The 22,931-nt window shown below is 68.6% G+C and carries 20 protein-coding genes and 1 pseudogene; 13 read left to right on the forward strand and 8 right to left on the reverse strand.

The window, feature by feature from the left end:
- The first annotated feature begins 65 nt into the window (after positions 1-65).
- Together ACWCXX_RS20100 and ACWCXX_RS20105 are read left to right on the forward strand one after the other, a co-directional pair.
- Positions 66-1,739 (forward strand): ABC-F family ATP-binding cassette domain-containing protein, encoded by a 1,674-nt coding sequence (locus tag ACWCXX_RS20100; protein WP_451129012.1) that lies wholly within the window; start codon positions 66-68, stop codon positions 1,737-1,739.
- Between the two features lie 132 nt (positions 1,740-1,871).
- On the forward strand, positions 1,872-2,426 hold the full coding sequence (locus ACWCXX_RS20105; RefSeq protein WP_451129014.1) for a CGNR zinc finger domain-containing protein: 555 nt from the start codon (positions 1,872-1,874) through the stop codon (positions 2,424-2,426).
- 61 nt (positions 2,427-2,487) lie between these two features.
- Here the strand turns inward: ACWCXX_RS20105 and ACWCXX_RS20110 are convergent, their stop codons facing one another.
- The 3 genes from ACWCXX_RS20110 to ACWCXX_RS20120 form a co-directional block, all read right to left on the reverse strand.
- Entirely contained in the window at positions 2,488-2,871 is a 384-nt protein-coding gene (locus tag ACWCXX_RS20110) for a DUF6009 family protein (RefSeq protein ID WP_451129016.1), read from the reverse strand.
- A 205-nt stretch (positions 2,872-3,076) separates the two neighbouring features.
- Positions 3,077-4,672 (reverse strand): DNA primase family protein, encoded by a 1,596-nt coding sequence (locus tag ACWCXX_RS20115; protein WP_451129018.1) that lies wholly within the window; start codon positions 4,670-4,672, stop codon positions 3,077-3,079.
- Positions 4,669-5,724: a bifunctional DNA primase/polymerase gene (locus ACWCXX_RS20120; RefSeq protein WP_451129020.1), complete on the reverse strand. Its 1,056-nt coding sequence runs from the start codon at positions 5,722-5,724 to the stop codon at positions 4,669-4,671. The genes ACWCXX_RS20115 and ACWCXX_RS20120 overlap by 4 nt, the downstream gene beginning before the upstream one ends.
- A gap of 1,207 nt (positions 5,725-6,931) precedes the next feature.
- On the opposite strand from ACWCXX_RS20120, the gene ACWCXX_RS20125 reads away from it, so the two are divergent.
- The 4 genes and pseudogenes from ACWCXX_RS20125 to ACWCXX_RS20140 all read left to right on the forward strand — a co-directional run bounded on the left by ACWCXX_RS20125 (position 6,932) and on the right by ACWCXX_RS20140 (position 10,056).
- Positions 6,932-7,585: a class I SAM-dependent methyltransferase gene (locus ACWCXX_RS20125; protein ID WP_451129022.1), complete on the forward strand. Its 654-nt coding sequence runs from the start codon at positions 6,932-6,934 to the stop codon at positions 7,583-7,585.
- A 192-nt stretch (positions 7,586-7,777) separates the two neighbouring features.
- Positions 7,778-8,290: a DinB family protein gene (locus ACWCXX_RS20130; RefSeq protein WP_451129024.1), complete on the forward strand. Its 513-nt coding sequence runs from the start codon at positions 7,778-7,780 to the stop codon at positions 8,288-8,290.
- Between the two features lie 170 nt (positions 8,291-8,460).
- Positions 8,461-9,142 (forward strand): annotated as a pseudogene (locus ACWCXX_RS20135) (transposase); the annotation flags it as partial.
- 48 nt (positions 9,143-9,190) lie between these two features.
- Positions 9,191-10,056, forward strand: a protein-coding gene (locus ACWCXX_RS20140; RefSeq protein ID WP_451129026.1) for an IS5 family transposase whose coding sequence is annotated in 2 segments (ribosomal slippage) — positions 9,191-9,524 and positions 9,524-10,056 — 867 coding nt in all. Because the reading frame shifts where the segments join, the coding sequence is not laid out codon by codon here.
- A gap of 297 nt (positions 10,057-10,353) precedes the next feature.
- Here the strand turns inward: ACWCXX_RS20140 and ACWCXX_RS20145 are convergent.
- On the reverse strand, positions 10,354-10,830 hold the full coding sequence (locus ACWCXX_RS20145; protein WP_451129122.1) for an SMI1/KNR4 family protein: 477 nt from the start codon (positions 10,828-10,830) through the stop codon (positions 10,354-10,356).
- Positions 10,831-11,869: 1,039 nt separating this feature from the next.
- Here ACWCXX_RS20145 and ACWCXX_RS20150 point away from each other — a divergent pair.
- The 3 genes from ACWCXX_RS20150 to ACWCXX_RS20160 all read left to right on the forward strand — a co-directional run bounded on the left by ACWCXX_RS20150 (position 11,870) and on the right by ACWCXX_RS20160 (position 15,735).
- Positions 11,870-12,718 carry a hypothetical protein gene (locus tag ACWCXX_RS20150; protein ID WP_451129028.1) on the forward strand — a complete coding sequence of 283 codons (849 nt, stop codon included), beginning with the start codon at positions 11,870-11,872 and terminating at the stop codon, positions 12,716-12,718.
- Positions 12,719-13,345: 627 nt separating this feature from the next.
- Positions 13,346-14,614: a ParA family protein gene (locus ACWCXX_RS20155; RefSeq protein ID WP_451129030.1), complete on the forward strand. Its 1,269-nt coding sequence runs from the start codon at positions 13,346-13,348 to the stop codon at positions 14,612-14,614.
- Positions 14,611-15,735: a ParB/RepB/Spo0J family partition protein gene (locus ACWCXX_RS20160; protein WP_451129032.1), complete on the forward strand. Its 1,125-nt coding sequence runs from the start codon at positions 14,611-14,613 to the stop codon at positions 15,733-15,735. Before ACWCXX_RS20155 ends, ACWCXX_RS20160 begins: the two co-directional genes overlap by 4 nt.
- A 334-nt stretch (positions 15,736-16,069) precedes the next feature.
- On the opposite strand, the gene ACWCXX_RS20165 is transcribed toward ACWCXX_RS20160, so the two are convergent.
- Both ACWCXX_RS20165 and ACWCXX_RS20170 read right to left on the reverse strand, forming a co-directional pair.
- The gene (locus ACWCXX_RS20165) at positions 16,070-16,423 is read right to left on the reverse strand and encodes an alpha/beta fold hydrolase (protein ID WP_451129034.1); all 354 of its coding nucleotides are present in this window, start codon (positions 16,421-16,423) and stop codon (positions 16,070-16,072) included.
- A complete protein-coding gene (locus ACWCXX_RS20170) occupies positions 16,371-16,547 on the reverse strand; it encodes a hypothetical protein (protein WP_451129036.1) in 177 nt (58 codons plus the stop codon). The genes ACWCXX_RS20165 and ACWCXX_RS20170 overlap by 53 nt, the downstream gene beginning before the upstream one ends.
- A 488-nt stretch (positions 16,548-17,035) precedes the next feature.
- On the opposite strand from ACWCXX_RS20170, the gene ACWCXX_RS20175 reads away from it, so the two are divergent.
- Together ACWCXX_RS20175 and msrA are read left to right on the forward strand one after the other, a co-directional pair.
- Positions 17,036-17,623, forward strand: a complete 588-nt coding sequence (locus ACWCXX_RS20175; RefSeq protein WP_451129038.1) for a CGNR zinc finger domain-containing protein — start codon at positions 17,036-17,038, stop codon at positions 17,621-17,623.
- 177 nt (positions 17,624-17,800) lie between these two features.
- Positions 17,801-18,313, forward strand: coding sequence for a peptide-methionine (S)-S-oxide reductase MsrA (gene msrA, locus ACWCXX_RS20180; protein ID WP_451129040.1), 513 nt, complete (start codon positions 17,801-17,803; stop codon positions 18,311-18,313).
- A gap of 276 nt (positions 18,314-18,589) precedes the next feature.
- Here the strand turns inward: msrA and ACWCXX_RS20185 are convergent, their stop codons facing one another.
- On the reverse strand, positions 18,590-19,408 hold the full coding sequence (locus ACWCXX_RS20185) for an alpha/beta fold hydrolase (protein ID WP_451129042.1): 819 nt from the start codon (positions 19,406-19,408) through the stop codon (positions 18,590-18,592).
- A 110-nt stretch (positions 19,409-19,518) separates the two neighbouring features.
- Here ACWCXX_RS20185 and ACWCXX_RS20190 point away from each other — a divergent pair, with 110 nt between their 5' ends.
- Positions 19,519-20,145: a TetR/AcrR family transcriptional regulator gene (locus ACWCXX_RS20190; RefSeq protein WP_451129044.1), complete on the forward strand. Its 627-nt coding sequence runs from the start codon at positions 19,519-19,521 to the stop codon at positions 20,143-20,145.
- 319 nt (positions 20,146-20,464) lie between these two features.
- The gene (locus ACWCXX_RS20195) at positions 20,465-21,406 is read left to right on the forward strand and encodes a hypothetical protein (RefSeq protein WP_451129046.1); all 942 of its coding nucleotides are present in this window, start codon (positions 20,465-20,467) and stop codon (positions 21,404-21,406) included.
- A 191-nt stretch (positions 21,407-21,597) separates the two neighbouring features.
- On the opposite strand, the gene ACWCXX_RS20200 is transcribed toward ACWCXX_RS20195, so the two are convergent.
- On the reverse strand, positions 21,598-22,887 hold the full coding sequence (locus tag ACWCXX_RS20200) for a four-carbon acid sugar kinase family protein (protein WP_451129048.1): 1,290 nt from the start codon (positions 22,885-22,887) through the stop codon (positions 21,598-21,600).
- Between the last annotated feature and the right edge of the window lie 44 nt (positions 22,888-22,931).

The raw sequence follows: 22,931 nt of genomic DNA on the forward strand, positions 1-22,931 counted from the left end.
GGGCCCGCGCCCGAGGTGTCTCACACCCCGCGGGCCGAACACCGCATACGTCAGGTGGAACCACCATGCCCCGACCCGCCCTGCTCGCCCACGACGTCGTCCGCACCCTCGGCACCCGGCGCGTGCTCGACGGCGTCTCCCTCACCGCCTCCCCCGGCCACCGCATCGGCTTGATCGGGGAGAACGGCGTCGGCAAGTCGACGCTGCTGCGGCTGCTCGCCGGAGTGGACGAACCCGATGCCGGAAGCATCACGCGCCCGGCCGATCTGGGCTTCCTGCACCAGGAGATGCCGTTCGACGCCACGTCGACGATCGCCGACGTGCTGGACGACGCCCTGCGCGAGGCCCGCGACGACCTGGCCGAGCTCGACCGCCTCGCCGAACAGCTGGCCCGTGTCCCGCAGGACTCCCCCGGCTGCGCCGAACTGCTCGACCTGTACGGCCGACGGCTCGAACAGGCCCAGGAGCGGGAGTCCTGGGACGCCGACCGGCGTGCCGCGATCGTGCTCGACGGGCTGGGCCTCGGCGCGTTCCGGCACGACCGGACGCTCGGCTCCCTGTCCGGCGGACAGCGCGGGCGCCTCGCGCTGGCCGCCCTGCTGGTCCGCCGTCCGTCGGCGCTCCTGCTGGACGAGCCGACCAATCACCTCGACGACGGTGCCGCCGCGTTCCTGGAGGAGCAGGTGCGCAACCTGCCCGGTGTCGTCGTGGTGGCCGCCCACGACCGGGCCTTCCTCGACGCCGTCTGCACGGATCTGATCGACCTCGATCCTGCCGTGGACGGCCCCGTCCGGTACGGCGGCAACTACAGCGCATACCTGGCCGAGAAGCGGGCGGAACGGGAGCGCTGGGAACGGCGGTACGCCGAGGAACAGGAGGAACTGACGGCGCTGCGCCACTCGGCCGGGGTGACCGCGCACCGGGTCGCCCCGGACCGGGGGCGTACGGACAACGAGAAGATGGGGTACGGCCACCGGGGCGGTCGGGTGCAGAGCCAGATCTCGCGGCGGGTGCGCAACGCCGCCCGCAGGCTGGACGGGCTGGAGCGCACGCAGGTCGGTGAGCCGCCACAGCCGCTGCGTTTCCACGTCGCCGCGCTCGCCGAGGAGTCGGCGGACGGCACCCTCGTCTCCCTGCGCGGGGCGCGCGTGCCGGGCAGGCTGTCCGTGGGGCACCTGGACGTGCTCGCCACCGAACGCCTCCTCGTCACGGGAGGCAACGGGGCGGGCAAGTCGACGCTCCTGTCGGTGCTCGCCGGACGGCTCGCAGCCGAGGGCGACGTACGGCGGAGGCGAGGGCTGACGGTGGGGCTGCTGGCCCAGGACACCGTGTTCGAGCGGCCCGACCGGACCGTGCGCGACACCTACGAGCTCTCGCTCGGTATGGAGCGGGCGGAGACGGTCCCGCTGAAATCGCTGGGGCTGCTGCACGAGACGGACCTGGACAAGCCCGTCGGCCTGCTGTCGGTCGGTCAGCGCCGCCGCCTCGCGCTGGCACTCCTGGTGGCGCGCCCGCCGGAGCTGCTGCTGCTCGACGAACCCACGAACCACCTGTCCCCGCGACTGTGCGACGAACTGGAGGCCGCTCTGGGCACCGGGCCCGGCGCGATCGTCCTCGCCAGCCACGACCGCTGGCTGCGCAGCCGCTGGCAGGGCCGTGAGCTCCAACTCTCCACGGGCCAGGACCGGGACCAGAGCCGGGACCGGGACCGGGTTGACGACAACGCCACGGCGCGGTGATGCGCAATGCCACGGCGCGGCATTGCGTTGCGGTGCGGCGTCGTGGCACGGCAAGGGGCGACACGGACCGGCCATCGGCTCGGCAGGTGACGGAGCCTTGCAGGCCCATTCGTCACCTGCCAGGATGGTGATGTGAACCTGGATCATGTCTTCGTATGCGGAAATCCGGCCCTCGACTTCGCCGCGACACTCCGGGCGCGGCGCTCGACGCGGTTCGAGATGTTCGCGACGCCGGACAGGCTGGACGCGTGGTACCTGGAGGCCGGCATCGTCGACGTGGTCTCCCCCTGCCGGGAGGCCGACGTCGAGCGTGCGAAGGCCGTGCGGGAAGCCGTCTACCAGCTGATCACGGCTCGTCGCCTCGGTGAGGAGTATGCCGACGAGGCGCTGGAGGTGCTGAACGGCGCGGCGCGCAAGCCGACGGCGGCCCCGCAGCTCACCCCGGCGGGGCGCTGGACGGAGGCGACGCCTGACGAGGCCCTCGCCGCCGTGGCCCGCCAGGCCGTCGAGGTCCTGAGCGGGCCGGACGTACCCCTGCTCAAGGAGTGCGGCAACCCCGAGTGCACCCGTGTCTACATCGACCGCTCCCGGGGCATGCGGCGGCAGTGGTGCGGGATGGAGTCCTGCGGCAACAAGATCAAGGCCGCCGCCTACCGCGCCCGCAAGAAGACCACGGCCTCGACGTGAACGAGGCTTCGGGGAAAGGCACTTCGCCCTCCCGCGCCGCCGCTCGGCTCCGGGCTGCGGGTCACGGCGTGGACGTCGCTATGGCCTCGGAGCCGCACTGGGAGCGCGGGGTTTTCGCCCCGGGCTTCTTCGGCGTGATGGTACGGGGATCCACTGCCTCCCCCGGCGCGCCCTCGCGGTAGAGGCCGTCGGGCAGACTGTCGCGGTCGTGCGGCAGGAGGAAGAAGACCCGGCGCTTGTACAGACCGCTGTCCGGGTCCGGGGACGCCTGGTCGTCGAGGAGCGCGTAACCCACCATGCGGCCGTCCCTGGCATAGGGCGGCTTGGTGTTGCGACGCCTGGTCTTGTCCAGTGCCTGACGCACGTAGTCCAGCTCGTCGAGGTTCTCCAGCCACACCACCTCTGCCTCGTGGATGAGGTCGCTCTCGGTCAACAGCGAGCTCATGGCTGCAGCCCCTCCTTCGTCCGGGTGCCCCCTGGGGAGGGGGATGCGGCCCGGCATTGTGTGCGTGGTGCTCCGGCTCGCGCATCGGGCAGTGGCGAACCGTCCTGCGGGAGCCGCCGTGTGCGGGGCCTGGCATTCATCGTAGAGCGCTTGCCGGGAACGGTGTAGGCCACGTGGTGAGGACGGTGGAGGTCCCGGCGGGGCGTCACGCGTGCTCCAGCAGCGCGATGCCCGGGTAGTACTTCCGTCCGTTGGACTTGATCATGTCGGCCGGCGAGGCCACACCTACCTCCTGGCGGACCCGGTTGGCGAAAGCACGGGGTGTCGCGGGCCTGATCCCCTCGCCGGCGTGGCACCAGGAGCTGTACTCGGTGTACAGCAGTCCCTGCTCCACCCGCAGGTCACGCGCGCGGTCGCCGTCACGCGTGCAGCACTCCGCGAGGAAACGCCCGATGTGGTCCTCGGTGGTGGCGTAGGCGGTCGTGGCGATGCGCACCCGGTCGGGGCCTTCGAGGGGATCCCGGGTGGCGAGGTACCGCTGGGCCCCCTCGATGAGCCATTGCAGGATGCCCGGCCCCTCGTCCCGGACCAGCTCGAAGGCGAGGTTGTCGATCCTTCGTTCGGCGGGCACCGTCCGGGTGAAGGGCAGCAGGCGGATGCGGCGCCAGAAGGCGAAGCCGCCCGTGGAGACCTCGGGACGGTGATTGCCCAACAGCCACAGGTGGTGGGTGGGCGTGAAGGAGAAGTAGTCCTGCCGCATCCGGCGCGCCTTGATCTTGTCGCCACCGGTCAGGAGGCGGACGCGGGCTTCGTCGAACTTGTCGTTCGGCTTCAGCTCGCTGCACACGATCAGGCGGCGGCCGTGCAGTTCGGTCAGCTCCGTGGAGTGCTCGGAGAAGGCGCCGCGGTCCATGAGGAAGCCCGGAGGAGCGGCGTCCGCGTAGTCGCCGAGGATCTGGATCATGATGTCGAGCAGGACGGACTTGCCGTTCTTGCCCTCGCCGTGGAGGAACGGCAGCACCTGTGCGCCCACGTCGCCGGTGATGGAGTAGCCGAGCAGCAGGTGCAGGAAGTCGATCATCTCCCGGCCTTCGGCGTCGTCGCCGAAGGTGTCGGTGAGGAAGCGGTGCCAGCGTGGCGTCTCCATTCGCTGCGGAGCGACGCTGGTGGCCCGGGAGTGGAGGTCCAGGGTGGGGTCCGCCTTGCGCAGGTGGCCGTTGTTCAGGTCGACCACACCCGCGGGGGTGCACAGGGCGTAGGGATCCCCGTCCAGGGAGTCCGGGTCCACGGAGAGGTCCGGCGACGCCTTGGCCTGGGTGAGGAGGGCCTTCATGCCGGTGGTGGACAGGGTGCGGCGCTTGTGCTGGGCGATTTCGCGGTTGCTGAACACACCGCGCGCGTCGGTGTCGGGCATGTCCTCAGCCATCTCGCCCGCCGCCCACAGCGCGGCCTTCTCGCCTCCGCCGCGCTTCCAGCGGTAACCGTCCCAGACGAACCAGCCCAGCCCTTCCACGTGGCGGAACTGGTCACGGTGCAGCTGCACGAAGAGCCGCGCGTTGCCTCGGTCCGAGAGCGACGGCGGCAACGGAGCCCCGGCGGGGACGGGACCCGGCCCGGGAACAGGGCCGAAAACAGGGCCGGGAGCAGTCGCGGACTCCAAGGCCGGGGCGGCGGGCTCAACCATGGCCGCGTACTGGGCGGGCAGCAGGGAGGGAGCAGGCTGCTCGGTACCCAGAAGGTCGAGCATCTGCTGAGCGGCGGCCTGCGGATCGAAGCGCGGCGAGCTCTCGGCGCTGCTCATGAACGTCCCCTGAGGTGGAGCGGGCGGGCGGACCCTACGGCGAGCGCGCCGTCGACGATCGTCTCGTTCCTGGCCTGCTGCCAGGGCCTGGCGTAGTGCGCGACCCGGACGAGCCGGTCCCGGACGGCGGGCAGGTCCAGGTGTCCGGCTGCGGCCAGACCACCGGCCGTGTAGGCGGCCCGGTTGAGTTTCTCCGAGAACGCGGTGCCTTCCGACGCGGCCGCGCAGCCGGCGACCTGGGCGATCAGTGGGTCCAGGACGTGCTCGGCCGAAGCCGCTCGCCGCCCGTGTGCGGGCCGTTCGGAACCTTTCCGGGTCGAGGGGGCAGGGAACGGCCCCTGGGGCTCCTGAGGCGTCACGACATGCCCTGTGCGTACGAGTTCGTCCCTGAGCCAGCCGGGGAGGTCCGCAGGGGTCCTGGCGGTCCCCTCGGCCCGGTAGGCGCCCCGGGGGACGCGCGTGCTCGGGGCGACGATGTAGCCGCCGTCGGCCCGTACGTCGACCTGCCAGGCGAGCGCGGCGTTCCGGCCCGAGCCCGTGGAGCAACGGAAGCGGGTCGACGGGTCGGGGTTCCGGTACCAGATGTGCAGGCCCCCGGAAGGCGTGCGCACTCGGAGGGTGGAGGTGTCCTCGGCCGGATCGGGCGCACCTCGGAAGGCAGCCAGCAGCGCCAGCGTGTCGTAGCCGGAGGCGAGCCCGTCGAGGCTCACTCCCCCGGGAATCGGGATCCCGGGCAAAAGACGTGACCGGTCGGCGACCGGGGCCTGGTGGGCATCGATGTCGATCACGATCAGATCTGCGGGCCCGCAGGCCACACCCACCCCGGCCGCGGGGGTGTCGGCCCACCACCTGTCGATGCGCTCGGAGTCGGTGGTCGCCGCGTGGAAGCCGTGACAGGGGCGTCCTGCGGGCAGACACGGGCAGGTGGTCGGTTCGTGCCTGTGGACCCGGCAGCGGGGGCAGTTGCCTGCGGGAGTCTTCCGCCCCGGGGCGAGGGGGTGAACGGGCCAGCCCTGCGAGGCGCACCATCGCGCTACCGCATGCGGGGGCACAGACCTGCCTGGGGCTGCACGCTCCCGGTTTTCGCCTTCGCGCGGCACGCGGACCGTCCTCGTCACATCTCGGTTGCTCGATCGTTCCCGGGTCGCCGGGGCTGGCTGATGACCCGCTGTCAGGGACCGAAGGGACTGTAGTGCAGAAGAGAGTCTAGGGCCCATCGTCCGAAAAACGACTCCGCTCGGGGCCGCGTGCCGTTTCTATCAGTTTTCTTGGTCCCTTGAGTCCCTTGGGGTTCGGGTCGCGTTTCCTCGGCCGGGGGACCGCAGCCTGGGCGCTTCCCGGTTTTCGCCGTCAGCCCCTGAAGCAATCCCGAGGGACCGAACACCTGCCGGGCCTGGGGCTCTCAGCCTATGACTGCGGCCCAGGGACCGGCCGTATCAGGCGTGCACGAGACCAGAAGAGTGAGCCTGCGGGCGGCGGGAGGGGCCGAACAGGGGCCAGGGACCAAAAACCAGGGGCTGACAGAACTTGGTCCCTGGGCTTGGTCCCTGAATGTTTTTGCAGGTCAGAGCCTTAAGCCTTACCAGAACAGGGACTCTAGGGACTCAACTCGGCAATTATGAGCTACACCTGATGTATGTGAGACACGCGCCCGCGCGTATGAACCCCTATCTCATGTCTACGTCATAATTGCGATTTTTAGTCCCTACAGTCCCTGCCGGGAGGGGGCATACCTCTCTGACCTGCGAAAACACCCAGGGACTGAAGGTTTTTCGGCGAGGGACCCCAGACACTTCAGTCCCCGTGCTTTGGTCCCTGGCCCCTTTTGGTCCCTCAGCAGGGCCAGTCTCGGAGCGTTCGCGAGGCCCGTTTTTTTCGGAGAAGGGACTGAACTTGGCCGGAGCTCGGACGGCCACGCAGTGAACCTTTCAGTCCCTGCATCCGTGACGGCCGTCAGTCCCTGCCCGAGGGGCGGTCCGGTGTGCGGTCAGCCCGGCGAGGACGAGGAGTTACTTTCCGGCTGGAGCACGAGCGTCCTGGCCGGGACCTATTACGGCGTAATAGCCCTGGCAACCACAAGGCTTGGACTCCGCGTTCTTGCCCTGGTCGGGACCTATTACGCCGAGATGGCCGGTTAGCGCTGTGGCCCATAGTTTTTGCGGGGTCGGTGTGACGGCCGAGTGTCTGCAGTGGTGGGTGTCGCGCAGGCCGGCAAGGTCGTGCCTCGGCGTGTCAGTTGTCTGGTCTAGGGTCGCGCGTATGGCTGAGCCCTCCTTTCTGACCGCTGTCCGGGAGTCGTACGACACGGTCGCCGCCGACTACGTCGAACGTGTCCCGCCGCCGGCCGAGATGGATCCGCTGTCCCGCGCGATGCTGGCGGGGTTTGCTGAACTCGTGCGGACGGCTGGTCTGGGGCCAGTCGCGGACCTGGGGTGCGGCCCAGGCCGTATCACGGCGCACCTCGCCGGGCTGGAGGTGTCCGCCTTCGGCGTCGATCTGTCACCGAAGATGATTGGGCTGGCCCGCCACGCCTATCCGGACCTGCGTTTCACCGAGGGCTCGATGACCGCGCTGGAGACAGGGGACGACGAGCTCGGCGGCATCCTGGCCTGGTATTCCACCCATCACACGCCCCCGCAGTGGCTGCCGACGGTGTTCGCCGAGTTCCACCGTGTGCTCGCGCCCGGCGGCTTCCTTCTCTGGGGAGACTACGTGGGCGATGAACGGCTGCGGCCGACCCACGGCTATGGCCGTCCGGTGTCCTACGAGTCGCACCTCCTGCCCCTGGACCGCATGGTCGGCCTGCTGGACCAGGCCGGACTCGTCGTCACCGCGCGACTGGAGCAGGAGCCCGGCGGACGGGTGAACAGACCGCACGCCTGCCTCCTGGCCCGCAAGCCTGAAAGGCCCTGACAGGGCAGGTCCCTGCGGCGAGGGTGAACTGCTGCAGGAGATTCGCGATCACCGGGATGTTGTTCCCGCCCGCCAAGGCCAGCAGCATCATCGCGCGACGGAAGCGCACAGTGCTGTGCTGCGCCGACGCACGATCTGCTGCAGCTTCTGCCCCTCCTGCCAACGTTTTCGACCGCTGGCGATAATCGACCGATGAGCACTGTCAAACGCCCTATGCCGCCCCTGGACGCCGACGAGCGCACCACGCTCGAAAGCTGGCTCGACTTTCACCGCACAACACTCGCCATGAAGTGCGAGGGCCTGGACGATGAGCAGGCCGCCGTCGCGTCCGTGCCACCGTCCGACTTCACTTTGACCGGCCTCGTCCAGCACATGGCGGAGGTGGAGCGGAACTGGTTCCGCCGAGTGTTCGCTGGGGAACAGGTTCCGTCCATCTACGACCCGCAGGCTGACCCGCATGGCCCCGACGGCGGCTTCGAGCTGGCCGAGGGCGCCACTCTGCACGACGCTCTCGCCACCTGGCACGCGGAAATCGCCCGCGCCCGCGAGCACTGTGCCGACCGTGCCCTGGCCGACACTGGTCGCTTCATGGAGCAGGACGTCAGTCTCCGCTGGATCTACGTCCACATGATCGAGGAGTACGCCCGCCACAACGGTCACGCCGACCTGCTCCGGGAACGCATCGATGGCGCCACCGGCGTATAGCGCCGATCAGACAGCGTTGCCCTGTCACGACGGGGTGCACGCGCCGGCCGTTGGCGACAGAAGTATCAACTCGTGCCGTATCAGAGAGCCTTTGCCCCGTGGTGACATGACGCGCCGTCCGGATGCGGGTCCCGGGCGGCGCGGTGCCGCCAGGCTGTGATCCACAACTTCAACGCATAAAAACCTGGAAGACCTCCCGCGACCCCGACCATGCTGCCAAGAAGGTCAGGGTCGAGAACCTCTACGCGATCACTGACGGCGAGGTCACATCCGAGGAGGGCGGGTCTGAAGTCGTCTTGTGCCTGGACGGGTTTGGGCCGCTCAACCTCCAGCCCCACCCCGGCCGGCAGTGGACCGAGCGCGGCGAGAAGCACCCCCCGACCAGGAACCCCGCCCCGTGCGGGCGACCTGCACTCGCCGCACGGGGTCCGCCACCTCTTCGCCGCCTATAACCCGGCCCGGGACAGGCTCTACGGCCACATCAAGCCGAAGAAGAACCGGTCCAGGTTCCTGGAGTTCTGCCACTACCTGCGCAGCCTCCACCCGCCCGAGATCCGGATCGCAAACATGCTCGACAACTTCTCCCCGCGCCTGTCCACGAAGAAGGACACCCGGGTCGGTGACTGGGCCGCGGTGAACAATGTCGAATTCGCCTACACGCCGACCAACAGCTCCTGGCTGAACCGCATCGAGGCCCAGTTCACCGCCTTGCGCTACTTCGCACTCGACGGCACGGATCACGCCATCCACAAGGAAGAGGGCAGCATGATCCGCCGCTGCATCATCTGGCGGAACACGCACGCCGCGGACGAACGGCTACGTGAAGCCGTCGACAGGGCGAACGTTGCTTGATGCGGCACTAGAGCGTGTCTCTTTGATGGGGCGGTCAGTTGATCGGATGTGTCTGTCCGATTAGTGATCACTGATGCGATGTGGGACCGGATCGAGCCGTTGATGCCGGCCGATCCGGTCCGGGGACGGCGGTGGGCCGATCACCGCCGAACCCTGGAGGCCCTCGCATGGAAGTACCGCACCTGCTCGCCCTGGCGGGAGCTGCCTAAGGAACTCGGTGCGTTCCAGACCGCTCACAAACGCCTGATCAGGTGGGCCACCGACGACACCTGGCAACGGATCTTCGCTGCCGTGCTCTCCCAGGCGGACGCTGCTGACGAGGTGGGATGGGCAGTCTCGGTGGACTCCACTGTCTGCCGGGCTCACCAGCACGCGGCCGGGCCCGAAAGGGGGCACTCGACCAGGCTGAACCCGCTGATCACGCTCTCGGACACTCCCGAGGCGGCCTGAGCACGAAAGTCCATGTCGTCAGTGACGGCCAGGCGCGGCCCTTGGCCATGCACGTCACTGCGGGCCAAGCCGGCGACGCGCCCGCCTTCGAGACGGTCATGGCCCGCATCAGAGTGCCGCGCACCGGTCTGGGCAGGCCACGAACCCGACCCGAGGTCGTCCTTGCAGACCGGGCCTACTCGTCCCGGGCGATCCGCCGGCATCTTCGCCGTCGAGGCATCCAGGCGGTCATCCCGCAGCCTTCTGACCAGATTGGACACCGTCTCCGGCGAGGCCGGGCCGGCGGTCGTCCACCCAGCTTCGACGCGGAGGCATACAAACAGCGCAATGCTGTCGAGCGGTGCATCAACCGTCTCAAGCAGTGGCGCGGCCTGGCCATGCGAACAGGCAAGCTCGCTATCGCCTACGAAGGCGCACTCCACTTTGCAGCCATCCTGATCTGGGCGCGACTACGGAATGTCTGACTCAGGCCCGAGAGTAAGCATCGACCGCCTTCACCCGGCAGTCCGAAGCAGGTCCCGGACCTCTTCGCGACGAACAGATGCCGATAGACCGTCACCTGACGCCCAGGGATGCCACACAGTGTCTCGCTCTCCGCCAAGGCGTGCTCCAGAGCTGGGACAGCTGTCTCCCGGCATGCAGCGAAGCGCGTCGGAGCAAGGCCGAAGGTGAATCTGAGTGATCGGAGGCGGTGACCAGGCTGCGGCATGGCCACCACCCTCGCACGTGGTCCGAGCAACGCGAAGTCAAAGAGACAGTCCCTAGCTGCTGATCCCCGCGGGAGACGACCCCCACCGACCGCCGTCCGCGTCATCGGAAGCGAGCGACGCGGACGCAGTCAGATGCTCGACGAACGCCTTGAAGTCTGCGGCCAGCGGGAGCTCTGTGCTGTCGTCCGCGTCGAACCACGTCACGGACGGCTCCCCGTGCTTCCCGCATGCCCGGTAGTCGAGAGCGATCCACCAGTGACCATCACCGGACAGCAGAACCAGAGGAGACGGAAGACCCCACTCCTCGACCAAGTAGGCCGTGTCCAGCAAGGACAACTGGCCGTCGTGACGGCCGATGCCCATCAGGTTGTCGAGCGGAACATGATTCTCGCTCCACGACGTCGGCACATTGGTCGGGAATGCGTTCCACAGCTCCGCCACCACACCGCCGTTCTGGACCCGCAGGATCTCCAGCAACGAAGTCGGTAGACGGATCCCGAGCCGACGCTCGGCGTCCTGAACGACCACGTCGGTCAACGGGGGCTGAACTCCGTACCGGCCCTCACCCCAGAATGTTGCCTTGACCTCATCAAACCGCGCCACGAACGCATCCTAGGGCCCCGCCCACGGCTTGACTCTCCGGCCGTGGCGAGATGGCGGGCCCCGGAGCGAGACCTATTACGGCGTAATAGGTCGGGGCCGTAAAGACGCCCGAGCAACGAGCTACACGCCTCATGCGCTCTCGGCTCTTGGGGCTGTTGCATGGGGAGAACGACGGCGCGATCGCCCGTACGTCCGCCTGCTCCCCCTCCCCTACCCAGTCCGCTGTACAGCGCGGCGGTCGCCTCCAGCAGTCCGGCTCGCTCCAGCCCTCCCCCGGTCAGGCGGACTACGCGAGCGCATCGGAGACCCCGGTCCCGAGGTGCTGGTCGAGATGCTGCCGCCGCTGACGGACCAGGTCCAGGCGCACTGTGTCTGCGAGCGCACTGGTGCCGGCCACGGCGACCGCAACCGTTGAACCCGCACCACACCGTCTGGTGGGCCAATGGGCCGATGGGCCGTCGCCGGAGGACTGGGCATGGCTGTCGGCCCGTTGCTCGGAGGGGTCCTGGTCTCGACGATGACCGCGCAGTCGATCGTCGTCGTCGACGCGTGAGAGTGCAGGCAGCCTGATGCCCGCGACCCAGCCAGTCTCCAAAGCACCGTAGATCCGCCTAGCATCGGCTCCATGCACAAGAACGTGCCATGTGGTCTCACGGATCGAACAGCTGCGTCAGACCTCAGTGGTCCGCATCCAGGATCGCGTCCGAGCTCCAGGCCGACGGCATCGCGATCAGCCGGCGGACCGTGACGCGCCACCTCACCGCGCTCGGGCCGAGCCATCGACGGTTCATCGACCCCACTCCCCCACTCCCCGTTCCCCGGTTCCCTCGCTCCCCCAAGGGTCGCCCCCTGTACAGGCCAACGCGGTTGAGAGACTCTCCGTCCGTCCCGGCGATTCGGGGCATCCAGTTCAGAAAACGATTCACATTCTGTGAATCGATCTCCGGCAAGGCAGAATCCTCACATGGCGAAGCGCACAAGAAGCTCGGCACAGCCCACAAAGCCCCTGGTCAAAGCGCCTGTCCGGGTCGGGGTCCTGAATGCCTCGGCCGTCGTCGGTGAGCTCCGCCGGATGCACGAGGAAGCGGAAGATCCCTCGGTGGAACGCATGCCGGCCGATGAGGAAGTTTTCGGTGCGCTGCTCTACGCGGAGAAACAGGCGCATGCTCTACAGACTCAGCCGCTCGACGTCCAGCAGGCCGCGGCACTGAAGCGGGTGCAGCTGTGGGAGTTCCTCCGGGAGCAGGCGGAGATCCATCAGTCACGAGCCATCGAGGACGCGCGGAACGCGGGAGCGCAGTGGGCGCAGCTCGCCCCGGCTCTGGCAGTGGTGGCACCGAGCGCCGCCTACAACAAGGCGAAGCGACTGAAGGCCATCGAGCTCACCGATGAAACTCCTCAGGCCCGCCAGGTGCGTCGTACTCCAGAGGCCGTTCTGAAAGCCGAACGACGACTGATCCTGGAACAGGCTGCGGAACGTCGCGCTCAGGAGGCGGCGCAGAAACGGCACCAACTGCTGGTGCCCGTCGCCGACCGGCTGCTGAACCAGCGGGACGGGCTGGTGCCGGACGAGGACGTGGACTACTGGCTTGAGGAAATCGAGATGGTGCTGCCCAACTGCCATACGCCGCTCCAGATGGTGAGCCTCCACCGCTACCTCCAGGCAGCCGTACGGGCCCTGAGCAAGGTGGAGCAGCGAACGGCACGCCCCGTCTCGCTCACCGACGGGGCACGCCTCGCGCTGTCCGCCGCTGCGGAGTTTCTGGGTCAGGAGCAGACCGACGGACTCGGTTCCCCCGTGATGGGGCGTTGAAGGTGACGGGACACCGGGTCGTTCATTGAGTGGCGGGTGGGGGAGAAGGGGAAGGGTCGGCCATGGCAGGGCCCTGGGTCCTCTGCCGTGCACCTATTACGGCGTAATAGGTGCCGCCTGCCTATTACGCCGTAATAGGTCTGCCTCCAGAAGCACCGCGACCGACACAGCCACTGAGCACACCCAGCGGCACCAAGTCGCGCGGTCGGCTTCGCCGAGGCGGGAAGCCCGGATGGGTCGGTTCGGCGGGGGAGCGGCTCGGTTGAGCGGGCCGGACCCCTGCCGGGCTATTACGGCGTAATAGAGGAGGGGCCCCGTCGGGCTATTACGCCGTAATAGGTCTGCCTCCAGAAGCACCGCGACCGACACAGCCACTGAGCACACCCAGCGGCACCAAGTCGCGCGGTCGGCTTCGCCGAGGCGGGAAGCCCGGATGGGTCGGTTCGGCGGGGGAGCGGCTCGGTTGAGCGGGCCGGACCCCTGCCGGGCTATTACGGCGTAATAGAGGAGGGGCCCCGTCGGGCTATTACGCCGTAATAGGGGGGAGCGGGGCCTGACGCCCCAACAAGTCGTGCAAACTAACGTGTCGGTGCAGCAAATGATCTAGGGCGTTAGTAAGGTAGCGCCATGAGTATGCCATCCACCTCGAGCGACCGAGTGAAAGTCGTTTCCAAGCTGCCGGGATGGCTCCGGCAGAACCTCAAGGTCAGAACCGCGCAGCTCGGGATCGAGATCCAGACCGCGGTCGAGCAGGGAATCGCTGCCTGGCTCGGGCTCGCGTCGGCGACAACCGCGGTCGATACCGCGGGAGCCGAGTCCTTCTCCACCTTCCTTCCTCCGGCGCAGTGGGAGGAGTTCAGGGGCGTCGCGGAGGACCGTCGAGCTTCCCTCATTCAGGGGCTCGCCCAGTCCGTTCAGCTCTGGCTCGACACCAACCCGGCTCCCGATGTGAAGCGGCCCGACATCACCCGTCGCATCGTGGTGTGCAACCAGAAGGGCGGCGTCGGCAAGACGGCCATCACGGCAGGTGTGGGGGAGGCCCTGGCCGAGGACTCCAACACCCTGTATCCCGTCCGTGTCGCCAAGGCCCTGGCCACCGCTCTGCGCGCCGGCGAGGCGGGGGGTGGCACGGCGGGGGCAACCGGTGCCGACCTGCTCGACATCGAGAAGCTTCCCGGCCTCGGACTCCGTGTCCTCCTGGTGGACTTCGACCCCCAGTGCCACCTCACCAACCAGCTGGGGGCCGCTCCCCTGGCCATGAACGGTGACAGCCTCACCAACCACATGGCTGGCGACCCGAAGGGCGATCTGCGGGATCTGATCGTTTCCGTCGACGAGGAGCATTTCGGCGGCCGACTGCATCTTCTGCCCGCCTGCCACGACGCCTTCCTCCTCGACGTGCGGCTGTCGGCGGTGCGGGCCCGTGAGGCAGCTCTTGAGCGCGCCTTGCTGCCCCTGGAAGCCGATTACGACGTAATAATCGTGGACTGCCCGCCCAGCCTCGGCCTCAGCATGGATGCCGCCGCGTACTACGGGCGACGGCGCGACAGTGAGCGTCCCGGCCAGTCCGGGGCCCTCATCGTCGTTCAGGCCGAGGACAGTTCCGCCGACGCCTACGACCTGCTCACCAATCAGATCGAGGACCTTCGGGGTGACCTCGGTCTCGACATCGACTACTTGGGCATCGTCGTCAACCTGTACGACGGGCGCCGCGGCTACATCGCGACCTCGTCGCTCCAGGGCTGGATCGACATAAAGGATCCGCGGGTCGTCGGCCTCATCAACGACCTCAAGGAACAGAAGGAAGCCGTGCGGATGAAGCAGCCGTTGCTGAGTTACGCGCCGACTTCCCAGCAGGCCGTAGGCATGCGTGCGCTCACCCGGGAGATCTCATGAGCAAGGCCGATCAGCTCGGAGCCGGACGATTCGGAGGCGGTGCCCGGCCGGTCAGCGCGCGCCGTGCCGCCATCGGTGCCGCCACCGGTGTACCGACCGAGCGGGTCGCCCCGCCGACCCGGCTGCCGGTCACACGGATCAACCCCAACCCCGACAACCCGCGCACCACGCTCGGGGACCTGACCGAACTTGCGGGCAGCCTCGCGGAGCACGGCCAGAAGCAGGCCATCACGGTCATGAACCGCGATGCCTACATCAGGGCCAACCCTGAGCGCGAGCGCGATCTGGATCCTGACACGACCCATGTCGTGGTGGACGGCAGCAGCCGTCTAGCCGCTGCCCGCGAAGCCGGTCTCACTCATCTGAACGTGATGGTCGACGACGAGCAGGGGAGTGACGGCGACGCCATCCTGGAGTCCGCGCTCGTCGCGAACGTCCACCGCAACGACCTGGACCCGCTGGACGAGGCGCGGGCCCTGCAACGACTGCTGGCCATCCATGGCTCGCAGGTCAAACTCGCCAAACGCCTCCGCAAGTCGCAGGGTTGGGTGTCCCAGCGACTCGCCCTGCTCAATCTGACTCCCGAACTCCAGGCCGCCGTCGGTGAAGAGCCCGTCGAGCTGCTGCGTACCGTCGCCAAGCAGCCGCACGACCGCCAGGAAGCCGCGCTTGAGGAGCTGAAGGCGGAACGGGCCCGCAAGGAGGAGGAACGAGCGGCGGCCGCCGCCACAGTTCCGGCTCCCGCTCCGGCCCCGGTTCTGACCTCGGAGGAAGCTCCCGAAGCCGCAGCCCCGGTACCGGACCCGGACCCGGTACCGGCATCGGTAGCGGCGGCGGTACCGGCATCGACCTCGACGTCGTTCTCGGCCCCGGCCCCGGCTCCGGTACCGGCGCCCGCAACCACCCCGGAGAGGGGAGAGTCTGTACCGGAGCCCCGCTCCGACAGCGCGTCCGCCACCGAAGCGGGCCCAGGCGAGGCGACGGCATCCGCGTCCCGACCGTTGCCATATGACGACGGGGCTTTCATCGCCCGGCATTTGATCCACAAGATGGGCGAGACCGAGTTCGACCGGATGCTGGACATCCTCAACACCCACCGGCGCAAACGAACGGCATCGTAAGGGAAGGAAGCATCCCACCGGCTCGGCCGGCTCGGAACGTCCTGCGGGGCGTACCTCGTACACGTCATGTCGATGAGGTAGGCCCCGTAGGACGTTTTTCATACCTCGTTCGAACAGTTCGATTCTTCGCTCAGAACGATTCTCCGGAGAAAGGGCAATCGAGAGCACCGGGCTTTTTTCTGTGAGGACGATCTGTAGCGGACCTATCCGATCGGTTGTTGGCCCGGCAGGGACTTGGTTCGGTGGTCTTGTGTCTGGTCGAGACAGATGGCATCTGACCGTGGTATCTGGCACAGATGTTTCGTGGGGGACGGCGGGAGGGCGGCTGAGACTGTCAGACCCGGGTGCGGTCGAGGAAGTCGGCGATCAGCGGGGCGATCTGCGACAGGTGGTCTTCCAGGGCGAAGTGGCCGGTCTCGAACAGATGGAGTTCGGCATCGGGCAGGTCACGCAGATACGCGCGTGCACCGGGTGCGGGGAAGAACGGGTCGCGGGTGCCCCAGGTGATCAGCGTCGGTGGCTGCTGCTTGCGCAGCCACGTCTGCCAGGTGGGATAGGCGGCGATGTTGCTCTTGTAGTCGTAGGCGAGGGCGCGCTGCGCCTGCTTGCGGCCGGGCAGGTCGAGGAAGTGCTGATCAAGCAGCCAGCCCTCGGGGGCGATCTGCAGTACCGCCCTCGTACTGTGCACGGGTGGCATCCAGGGTGAACAGGTCGAGGACGGCCTGTTCGGCGCCGGGGGTCTCGGGGGTGAGCGCGGTGAATTCGCGGGCCGCATCCGATAGTCCCTCGGTGTACGCGTTGCCGTTCTGCACGATCAGGGCCGTGATCCGCTCCGGGTGCCGCAGCGCCAGGCGGAAGCCTAGGGGGCACCGAAGTCGAAGAGGTACATCGCGAATCGGGTCAGTCCGAGGCGTTCGGTGAAGCCCTCGACGACATCGGCGAGCCGCTCGAACGAGTAGGTGAATCCGTCCGGGGTCCGGGTGTGTCCGAAGCCCGGGTAGTCGGGGGGCGATCAGCCGATAGTGGCTGCCCAGGGTGTCGATGAGGCGGCGGAACTGGTGCGAGGCGGAGGGGAATCCGTGCAGGAGCAGCACTGCAGGAGCGTCGGCACGTTCGGGCAGGGACTCCGGTAGAAGACCTCGACTCCGTCGACCTCGACGAACCGGTGGGCAGCCCGGCCCGGAACAGGGATGCGAAACGTGCTCGCGGACGTCATGTCACATGCCTCCTTGGCATGAAGACACATTAGTTCTAGCCCGAGCTCTGCTAATGCATCAATCGCTTGAGTTGGCATTAGTCCATGTCTGACAGTGAGCCGCTGACCGGTGAGGCCCTGGCCCTGGATCTGATCAACACTCGTCCGCTGAGCGCCGACGGCCGGGTGGATCTGCTCGGCACTCCTCGGCAGTTGTCCCGGTGGCTGGCGTTGGAGGCGGACCGCCTTCAGGAAGACGTCATGGCCGCGGCACCGATCCGGGAGGATCTCCTTCCCGTCCACATGGTCCGAGAGCACACCGAAGCCGCTGTCCGGGCGCTGTTGAACGCAACCGCGCCCCCCGAATCCGCCCTGCGCGGGCTCACCGAGGCCCAGCGCGCGGCGCCGCCCGTACGCAAACTCGGCTGGGATCGCACCACTGTCACGGCCACCACCCGCCGGTTCGGCCCGCTCGGGGTCCGACTGGCCGCCGCGCTGGCCGAGGCCGCGGCCCAGCTGCTCACCGACCCCGCGATCGGCAGGCTCAAGGAATGCGAGGCGGGTGACTGCGTGATGGTCTTCCTGCCGTCGCATCCCCGCCGCCGGTGGTGTTCCCCCGCCCGCTGCGGCAACCGGACCCGCGTTGCTCGGTACTACCGGCGCCACAACCCGGCCGGCGCGTCCCGCGCCTGATCACGGCCGCCCTTGTCGGCCTGCTCGCCCAAACCCAAGGGTGTTGGTCGGCCAACCTCGGTTCTCAGCCGGGCCCGCACTGCGTCACTGCTTGAAAGGGTGATGCGGACGGGGGTGGCTTTCCTGCGCGGATCACCCGTGCGAGTCTGGGGGAACAACGATGAAGGGTGATGTGCGATGAGCAGGACCGAGGAAAGGGCGCTGCTGGCGGGCGGCTGCTTCTGGGGGATGCAGGAGCTGATCCGGACGTTCCCCGGCGTCCTGACCACCCGGGTGGGGTACAGCGGCGGTGACGTGGAGAATCCGACGTACCGCAACCACGGCAGCCACGCCGAATCGATCGAGATCACCTTCGATCCGGCCCGGACCGACTACCGGACCGTTCTGGAGTACTTCTTCCAGATCCACGACCCCACCACGAAGAACCGGCAGGGCAACGACATGGGGCTCAGCTACCGATCCGCCATCTTCTACCTCGACGACGAGCAGAAGCGTGTGGCGGAGGAGACCATCGCCGATGTCGAGGCGTCCGGGCTGTGGCCGGGCACCGTGGTGACCGAGGTCGTCCCGGCCGGCCCCTTCTGGGAAGCCGAGCCCGAGCACCAGGACTACCTTCAGCGCTACCCGGACGGCTACACCTGCCACTTCGTACGCCCTGGCTGGCGGCTGCCCAGGCGCGCGCAGTCCTGAGCAGTCCCGAGCAGTCTTGAGTACTCCCGAGCAGACTCCGAACAGGAGAGGGAAGGCACGGCCTGGTGCGGGGAAGACACGGTCTTCCCCGCTCACCGTCGCGTCGTCCTGGTTGGGCTGTCCGCCGTCGATGCTCTGGCGGGCCCGCTGGCTCTCGACGCCGAAGACTCATTCGTGGATGCGCATTCCGCCGTCACCGAGCGGGTTGTCGGGACGGGAACCGGGGGCGTCGATGAAGCCGTCCAGGGGCATGCCCAAACTGGCGAAGGGCCTTGCTCACGCCTGCTCCCCGGACATGAAGAAGCCGGTCAGGACGGGGGCGAGGAGCTCCGGGGCGATGTTGTGCTCCTGGCCGGGAAAGACGTGCAGGGTGAAGTTGTCTGCCAGTGCGGCAAGTTCCCGCGCCCCGGCCAACATCTGCGGTGCGCCCGCGTCCCCGCTGCCGATGAGAACGGGCACGGTTACGGACTGCCAGCGGTCGGCGGGCAGCGGTCGGCCGGACATGGTGTCGCCCATGACCTGGCCGTCGTAGGGCAGAGTGCGGGCGGCGGCCTCCATGCCGGCCCAGAAAGGGGCCTGACGCATTGCGGCGACGGCCTCGGCGGGCATGCCCACGGCCGCGGTCATGAAGTAGGCCACGGCATCGCCGTACGCCCCCTGCTTCACGAGTTCCGTCAGGTGGGCGACGTAGTCGGCGGGCAGCGGCGGGCGGCTGTCGTCGGTGATGAAAGGCGGTTCGTACACGGCCAGCCGGGAGACGGCGCTGCCCCGGGCCACGGCCTCCAGCGCCAGTACGGCACCGGAGGACATGCCGAAGACCATCGCCTCGCCGCCTACGCGCCCGATCAGCGCATCCAGGTCCTCGACCTCGCGCTGCACTTCGTACCCCGGGCTGTCCCCGCTGTCGCCGCGGCCCCGGCGGTCGTACGTGATCACGGTGCAGTGCTCCGCCAGCAGACCGGCGAGTTCGGCGGAATCGCCGCGCGTCATGAAAGCGCCGCCGACGAGCACGACGGCAGGGCCTGAGCCCTGCTGCTCGTAGGCGATGGCCGTGCCGTCGGCGGAGAACACCTTGTCCATGAGGAACCACTCCAAATTTCTGCACGGTACGCAGGGCCGGAAGCCCCACACCTTCGGAACTGGACCGTACAGTACTCAAACGAGTACTGGTCAGTCCAGTACCCTTCTGCAGGAGGATGAGCCGGATGGAGAAGGAATCGATGATGGACAGCCGTTCAGCGCGCAAGCACGAGGCGATCCGGGAGGCCGCGACCAGCGCTTTCCTGGACAAGGGGTACTCGGGAACGAGTATGGACGACATCGCAAGGCTGGCCGCGGTGTCCAAACAGACCGTCTACAAGCACTTCTCCGACAAGGAGAAGCTCTTTGCCGACATCGTCCTGGCCACCACCGACCGGCTCGACACCACGATCGACCTGCTGGCCGACCTCCCGACCGACGACGCCGACCTGGAAGAGAACCTGACCCGACTCGCCCGTCAGTTTCTGACTGCTCTCACCGACCCCCGAGTGATCCAGCTGCGGCGCCTGATCATCGCCAACGCCGACGTCTTCCCCGACCTGGGCAGCGAGTGGTACGAGCGGGGCTTCGAACGAGGGCTCGCCACGCTGGCGGCGACCTTCCAGCGCCTGACCGACCAGGGACTGCTTCGCATCGACGACGCGCTCCTGGCCGCGAACCACTTCTCCGGCCTGCTGCTGTGGATCCCGGTCAACCAGGCCATGTTCACCGGCAGTGCCCAGCACACCGAGGCCGACCTCGACCGCTACGCCGTCGCCGGCACCCGCGTCTTCCTCGCCGCCTACCGCTGACCACCACACCCCGGCAGAGGTCTGCACCGACCTCCTGAACAACGGTGATGCGACGGCTGCTTGAGCTTCGCCATCGTTTGACGACAGACAGGGGCCGATCCTCCGTGCGGAAGAGGCCCTCGGGGGCGAACCTGGTCCACGAGCGGGTCTCGACCGACCAGCAGGCGACCACCCGGCAGTCGACACCACCGACGAGTGGCGCGGGGTCACGCAGCCGTACCCGGCCGGAGACCGAGGCTGCGGATCGCCGTTGCGGCATTGTGGTCGTTCGCCGAGGGGGCGTACGCCGTCCGAAACCTCCATCCGAAGGAGCAGTGACATGCGCGCACGAGGCATCAACTACGACACCGGGTTCCTCCCGGGCCACGACCTCTCCCGCAAGACCTTCGACCCCGAAACGGTCCGGCACGACATGGCGGTGATATCCGGCGAGCTGCACTGCGATGCCGTACGCGTATCCGGCCGCGAGCCCGAACGGCTCGACATAGCCGCCCGCTGCGCGGCGGACGCCGGTCTGGAGGTGTGGTTCGCACCGTTTCCCGTCGACCTTCCCGCCGACCGGCTGCTGCCGTTCTTCGCCGACTGCGCCCGCCGGGCCGAAGCCGTACGGCTGGGCGGTGCCGAAGTGGTGTTCGTCGCGGGCTGCGAGATGAGCGCGTTCTGCGGTGGCTTCATCCCGGGGGACACCTACGGCGACCGCCTGCGGGCCATGGCCGAGGCCGACATGGAGTGGTGGCGCGGCCTCGGCCCGGTGCAGGAACGTCTCAACGACTTCCTCGCCCGAGCCGCCGGTACGGTGCGCGCCCACTTCGGCGGGCGCGTCACATATGCCTCGGCCCCATGGGAGTTCGTCGACTGGAGCCCGTTCGACCTCGTCGGCATCGACGCCTACCGCTCCACCCGCAACGCCGACACCTTCCGGTCCGAACTGCAAGGACACCTCGCCCACGGCAAGCCCGTCGCAGTGACCGAGTACGGAACCTGCGCCTACCGGGGCGCGGGCGAACGCGGCGGCGCGGCCTGGCAGGTCCCGGACGACGCGGTGCGGGACGAGGACGAGCAGGTCCGCCACCTCACCGAAATGCTGGACGTCTTCGAGGAGGAGGGTGTGGACACCGCGCTCTGGTTCACCTTCGCCGGTTACAGCCGGCCCGGCGACGCAGATCTCGGCTCCTACGGCGTGGTCCGCATGCTCGACGGGACCCGCTGGGGACCGAAGAAGGTCTTTCACGCGATGGCGGCCAGGCACCGTCGCAGCTGAGGGCGCCGGGACACCCGCTGTTGGTCGCGCGGGGCGCCCCAGGATTTCCCGTACGTTGACCTCGTCGGCCTCGTTGCCCCCACCGGGCACATCGGCCTCGTCGGGCACGGTGCGCCGCGGGTCGGCGCACGTCCTGAGGGCGATCTCGGGGCCGATTCCGCAGGGATCGCCCCTGGTGGCGGCTGTCGGGGTCATGCGTGGCCTTCTTGGCCGAAGGAGTGCCGGACGAGGTGGCACAGACGCAGGAGCAGGCCGTCGTCGCCGAAGCCGCCCGCCTTGATCAGTACGGGTATGCGAGGGTGTCCGAGCGGGATGCCGCGGGCGACGCCGGGCTCGGGTTCGTCGAGCAGGTCGATGCCGGTGATGCCGAGGGACCGGAGCACGGTCACGGCTGTTTCTCCTCCGGTGACCACCAGCGCGTCGACCAGGCGCTCCTCGGTCAGGGTGCGTACGACCGCCGCCAGTGAGCGGGCGAGGGCCCGCGCGGTCGTCGGCGTACGGCGTTCATCGGGGGTCCGCAGGGTGAGGACGGGGGCCGTCAGGCCGCGCAGCGCCTCCGCCGTCGCGGCCGGATCGTCGCCGACGGCGACCCCTTGGACGTCCGCCCGGTTGTGGAGCGCGGCCAACTGCCGCCGGGTCGCCGGGTTGGCACTGCCGACGACGACGAGCGGCCGACGGGCCGGGGCGGGTACGGGGACGGTGGCTCCGGGGACGGGGCCAACAGGTACAGGGACAACGGGTATAGGGACGGTGGGGACGGCTGGGGCGGCGGATGCAGGAGATACGGGAAGGGGGGCTCCGGCGGCGGGCACGCGGGTGCATCTGCGGGCCAGGGCCGCCGCCAGCCCCGGTGATCCGACCCACAGCACGTCGTCGAGGCGCGGCACCGCCGCCACCAGACGGTCGAGATCGGCGTCCGAGGTGGCGGAACAGACGATCAGGCCGCCGTCGCCGACCAGTTCGGGCAGCTCGGCCGCCCGGTCCGGACCGATCGCGACGGCTTCCGGGAACACCGCCGTCAGGTCCGAACACCGCACCGGATGCACCGGGTCGCGGGCGAAGTCGCTCTCGTGGACCCGCACTCCCCGTACGTACTGGACCGCGTCCACCGTCACCCGGTCCTCCGCGGGGAAGGCCGGAGCGATGACGACGGTCCGCCGCCCCGACCCCGCCCACGCGGCCCGGACCTCCGTGGCGACATGGCCGCGCAGGGTGGAGTCCACCGTTTTGAGGAGCAGGGCGGCATCGGCGGACAGGCGCGCGGCCCGCTCCGTGCACATGGCGGCGGCCTGCTCGTCCAGCAGACGACTGCCGAGGTCGATCGCCCTCACGCCCGGGACGGACCGGGGCGCCTCCGGGACGGAGAACAGGATCCGCGCCTCGTGGCCGGTGCGACGGAACGGCGCGGCACCGTCCCCGGCACTGGTGAGGTCGTCCGCCAGGACGACGATGTCCGGCCCGGCGCCATTGTGGGATGCCATGCCCCACCTCTCCGTCGATCGGCTCTGCCGGTCTCCCCGGCCTC

The sequence above is a fragment of the Streptomyces sp. NPDC001732 genome (genome assembly GCF_053596315.1).

What these genes read in the sequence shown, in the direction of transcription:
- ACWCXX_RS20125 (WP_451129022.1), top strand. Translation starts at nt 6,932, where the DNA reads ATGGCTGAGCCCTCCTTTCTGACCGCTGTCCGGGAGTCGTACGACACG.
- ACWCXX_RS20160 (WP_451129032.1), top strand. Translation starts at nt 14,611, where the DNA reads ATGAGCAAGGCCGATCAGCTCGGAGCCGGACGATTCGGAGGCGGTGCC.
- ACWCXX_RS20130 (WP_451129024.1), top strand. Translation starts at nt 7,778, where the DNA reads ATGAGCACTGTCAAACGCCCTATGCCGCCCCTGGACGCCGACGAGCGC.
- ACWCXX_RS20100 (WP_451129012.1), top strand. Translation starts at nt 66, where the DNA reads ATGCCCCGACCCGCCCTGCTCGCCCACGACGTCGTCCGCACCCTCGGC.
- ACWCXX_RS20110 (WP_451129016.1), bottom strand. Translation starts at nt 2,871, where the DNA reads ATGAGCTCGCTGTTGACCGAGAGCGACCTCATCCACGAGGCAGAGGTG.
- msrA (WP_451129040.1), top strand. Translation starts at nt 17,801, where the DNA reads ATGAGCAGGACCGAGGAAAGGGCGCTGCTGGCGGGCGGCTGCTTCTGG.
- ACWCXX_RS20200 (WP_451129048.1), bottom strand. Translation starts at nt 22,887, where the DNA reads ATGGCATCCCACAATGGCGCCGGGCCGGACATCGTCGTCCTGGCGGAC.
- ACWCXX_RS20190 (WP_451129044.1), top strand. Translation starts at nt 19,519, where the DNA reads ATGGAGAAGGAATCGATGATGGACAGCCGTTCAGCGCGCAAGCACGAG.
- ACWCXX_RS20195 (WP_451129046.1), top strand. Translation starts at nt 20,465, where the DNA reads ATGCGCGCACGAGGCATCAACTACGACACCGGGTTCCTCCCGGGCCAC.
- ACWCXX_RS20150 (WP_451129028.1), top strand. Translation starts at nt 11,870, where the DNA reads ATGGCGAAGCGCACAAGAAGCTCGGCACAGCCCACAAAGCCCCTGGTC.
- ACWCXX_RS20155 (WP_451129030.1), top strand. Translation starts at nt 13,346, where the DNA reads ATGAGTATGCCATCCACCTCGAGCGACCGAGTGAAAGTCGTTTCCAAG.
- ACWCXX_RS20175 (WP_451129038.1), top strand. Translation starts at nt 17,036, where the DNA reads ATGTCTGACAGTGAGCCGCTGACCGGTGAGGCCCTGGCCCTGGATCTG.
- ACWCXX_RS20115 (WP_451129018.1), bottom strand. Translation starts at nt 4,672, where the DNA reads ATGAGCAGCGCCGAGAGCTCGCCGCGCTTCGATCCGCAGGCCGCCGCT.